Origin of the sequence: Actinomadura sp. HBU206391, from assembly GCF_014323665.1 — a bacterium.
GTDB lineage: Bacteria > Actinomycetota > Actinomycetes > Streptosporangiales > Streptosporangiaceae > Actinomadura_C.
The window spans coordinates 1-2,931 of sequence record NZ_JABVEB010000456.1; the positions used below are offsets into that span (position 1 = coordinate 1).

4 protein-coding genes and 1 pseudogene are annotated in these 2,931 nt (G+C 67.5%); all 5 read left to right on the forward strand.

The features are described from left to right. A partial coding sequence (locus tag HKK72_RS38210; protein ID WP_222721658.1) for a hypothetical protein occupies nucleotides 1–215 on the forward strand: 215 nt, incomplete at its 5' end. Next, entirely contained in the window at nucleotides 212–586 is a 375-nt protein-coding gene (locus tag HKK72_RS38215; protein WP_187239258.1) for a cupin domain-containing protein, read from the forward strand. The genes HKK72_RS38210 and HKK72_RS38215, both read left to right, overlap by 4 nt. Nucleotides 587–674: 88 nt before the next feature. Then, nucleotides 675–980, forward strand: a pseudogene (locus HKK72_RS43050) (ABC transporter substrate-binding protein); the annotation flags it as partial. 19 nt (nucleotides 981–999) lie between these two features. Next, entirely contained in the window at nucleotides 1,000–1,821 is an 822-nt protein-coding gene (locus HKK72_RS41890; protein ID WP_261987587.1) for a branched-chain amino acid ABC transporter permease, read from the forward strand. A 43-nt stretch (nucleotides 1,822–1,864) separates the two neighbouring features. After that, on the forward strand, nucleotides 1,865–2,931 hold a 1,067-nt coding region (locus tag HKK72_RS38225), incomplete at its 3' end, for a branched-chain amino acid ABC transporter permease (protein ID WP_187239259.1).

A 2,931-nucleotide genomic window follows, 5' to 3' on the forward strand; every position in this document is an offset into this window, starting at 1 on the left:
GCCCGGACTTCGCCGTCTTCGCCCATGCCTGCGGAGCGGACGGCTACGCGATCCCCGCGCCCGAGGGACTGCTGTCGGCGCTGCGCTCGGCGGTCACCCGCCGCCGGCCGGCCGTGCTGGACGTACCCATGGTCAATGAGCCGGTGCCGACACCCGGGCACTGGAACATCAAGGACATCTACCAGGGTGTCTTCCCCGAGGAGGGGCCGTCATGATCCAAGTGATCGACCCGTTCGCCCAGGCGCAACCCACCTGGCTCGGCCTCGACGAGAGCGGTCACCGCCGCAAGGTCTTCAAGGTCGTCGACCGGCACCTGAACCCCAGTGAGTTCCTCGTCGGCGGCCTGACCATCTTCGAACCGGGCGAGGCCAGTTCACTGCACGACCATCCGGAGTCCGAAGAGATCAATTTCATCGTGCGCGGGTCGGGCGAGGTGGTGGCGGAGGACGGTCAGCGCACGCCGTTCGAGACGCACACCTTCATGTTCATCCCCAAAGGCGTCAAGCACCAGCACATCAACACCGGACGGGAACCGCTGTGGCTGGTCTTCATCTACGGCCCGCACGGCGAGTTGCCCAGCACCTGACCGATTCAGCCGACGTCGTCCCATCACGCCAGGTTCCAGCGGCACCGGGCCAATCAAGATCGCTATTGTCAACGCCCAGAGCGGGCTGCTGAGCTCGCTCGGCAAGTGGGAGCACAAGGGCGCCAAGCTCGCCGTCGACGAATGGAACCAGGCCGGCGGCATCAACGGCCGTAAGATCCAGCTCGACGTCTTCGACGATCAGGGCGACCCGACGGTGGGCACCAACATCGCCCGCAAGATCGCCAGCCAGAAGTACATCGCGATGATCGGAACGGCCGAGAGCGCCGTCACGATCGCGATGGCGCCCACGTTGCGCCAGGCCGAGATCCCCAACATCGCCTCCGGCCAGTCGCCGGGGCTGGTCGCGGTCAAGAGCCCCTTCCTGTTCCTCAACGGGCCGACGAGCACGACCTATGACGAGACCCTCGCGAAGTACCTCGTGGACGACCTACCGCACCATGGGGCTGGTCAACTTCGCGCACGCCGACGTGCTGATGATCGGCGCCTATGCCGCCTCGACGTTCTACATGTCGACCGAGTTGCCCTTCGCGGTGGCCATGGTGCTGGCCATCGCGGTCACCGGCCTCATCGGGCTCATCATCGAACGGGTGCTGCGACCGCTGGAGAACAAGGACGTCACCCTGATGCTGATCGGCACGATCGGCTTCGGCATGGTCCTGCAGGCGGTGGCCATTCTCATCTGGGGGGCGACCGGACGGGCCGTCGCCTCTCCGGTGAAGTCCGCCCCGCTGGACTTCTTCGGCCTGCGGATCCGGACCTACGACCTGGTCGTTCTGGCCATCGCCGCGCTAGCGGTGGTGCTGCTCGTGTGGTTCCTGCAGCGCACCAAACGAGGTGCCGCCATGCAGGCGGTCGCGATGGACCACGAGGCGGCCACCGCCGTGGGCATCCATGTCGGGCGCAGTAACGCGATCGCGTTCGCGATCGGCGCCGGGCTGGCGGCGCTGGCCGGCGGCCTGGTCGGACCGCTGCTGTACGTGAGTCCGGCGATGGGCGGCGCTCTGGGCATCAAGGGATTCGCCGCCGCGATGCTCGGCGGCTGCGGCAACATCCCCGGCGCCATCGTCGGCGGCCTCGCCATCGGGGTCCTGGACTCCTACGCCGCCGGGCACTTCCAGGGCTACTCGGAAGTGGTCGTCTTCCTGGTCTTCACCGTGATCATCATGATCAAGCCGACCGGGTTGTTCGGAGAGATGACGGTGAGCCGCGCATGAGTTCTGTCCGCAAGTACGTCCCACACCGCGGCTGGGCGCACTGGTGGCGCTCGTCGCGGTGGCGTGGATACTGCCGTACCAACTGGGCGGCTATGCCATTCACGTGGTGAACATCGCGCTGGTGTTCGCTTTGCTGGCGATCGGCCTCGGCCTGGCCATGGGCATCGCCGGCCAGATCAACCTGGCGCAGGTCGCCTTCTTCGGGGTGAGCGCCTACGCGACCGCCATCCTCACCACGAACAACGGGCTCGGCTTCTGGCCCGCGGCGGCGCTCGCGATGCTCGCCGCCGCGCTGATCGGGCTGCTGGTCGGCGTGCCGGCGCTGCGCATGCAGTCGCATTACCTGGGCATCGTCACCCTCGGGCTGGCGCTCGGCTTCATCAACTGGACCACCAACGCCGAGGTGGCCGGCGGAGCCGAGGGCATCTCGGCGATCCCCGTCCCGCCGATGTTCGGCATCGACCTGGCCAGCGAGTACCTCTACTACTACCTGGAAGTTGTGGTGTTCGCCGCCGCGCTGGCCTTCGGCCTCTTCGTGGTCCGCACCTCGCTGGGCCGGCGGTTGCAGGCGATGCGCGACGATCCGCTCGCCGCCGGGGCCGTCGGCGCGGAGATCCCGCTGCTGAGAATGACCGCCTTCCTGCTCTCCAGCGTGTACGGCGGTGTCGCGGGCGTGCTGTACGTCCGTCTCATCCGCTATGTCGCTCCGGACACCTTCAACATCGGCAACATGTTCCTGCTGCTGGCGATGGTCGTCATCGGCGGCCGGCAGAGCCTGGTGGGCTGCGTGGTCGGCGCGATCGGGCTCACGCTGGTCCGCGAGCAACTGGTGGACTACCCGACCTACGCCCAGCTGGGCTTCGGCGTCGTCGTGGTGCTCATGGTGGTCTTCGCTGAGTTCCAGGTATCAGTCGAGTCCCATCCTCGTGGCCAGGGTGCGGATCTCCCGCCCCTTGGAGTGCTTGCCGCTGCTGCGCAGGTCGCGTACGAGGTTGCGCACCAGCGGCCGGTTGCGTACGTGCTGGGGGGCGATGCGATCGGCGGTCACGAGCGCGTCCACCGCTTTGTCCTCCTTGCGGTTCATCGCCATCCCGGCGGCCCGGCACCTCC

What these genes read in the sequence shown, in the direction of transcription:
- HKK72_RS38215 (WP_187239258.1), top strand. Translation starts at nt 212, where the DNA reads ATGATCCAAGTGATCGACCCGTTCGCCCAGGCGCAACCCACCTGGCTC.
- HKK72_RS41890 (WP_261987587.1), top strand. Translation starts at nt 1,000, where the DNA reads ATGACGAGACCCTCGCGAAGTACCTCGTGGACGACCTACCGCACCATG.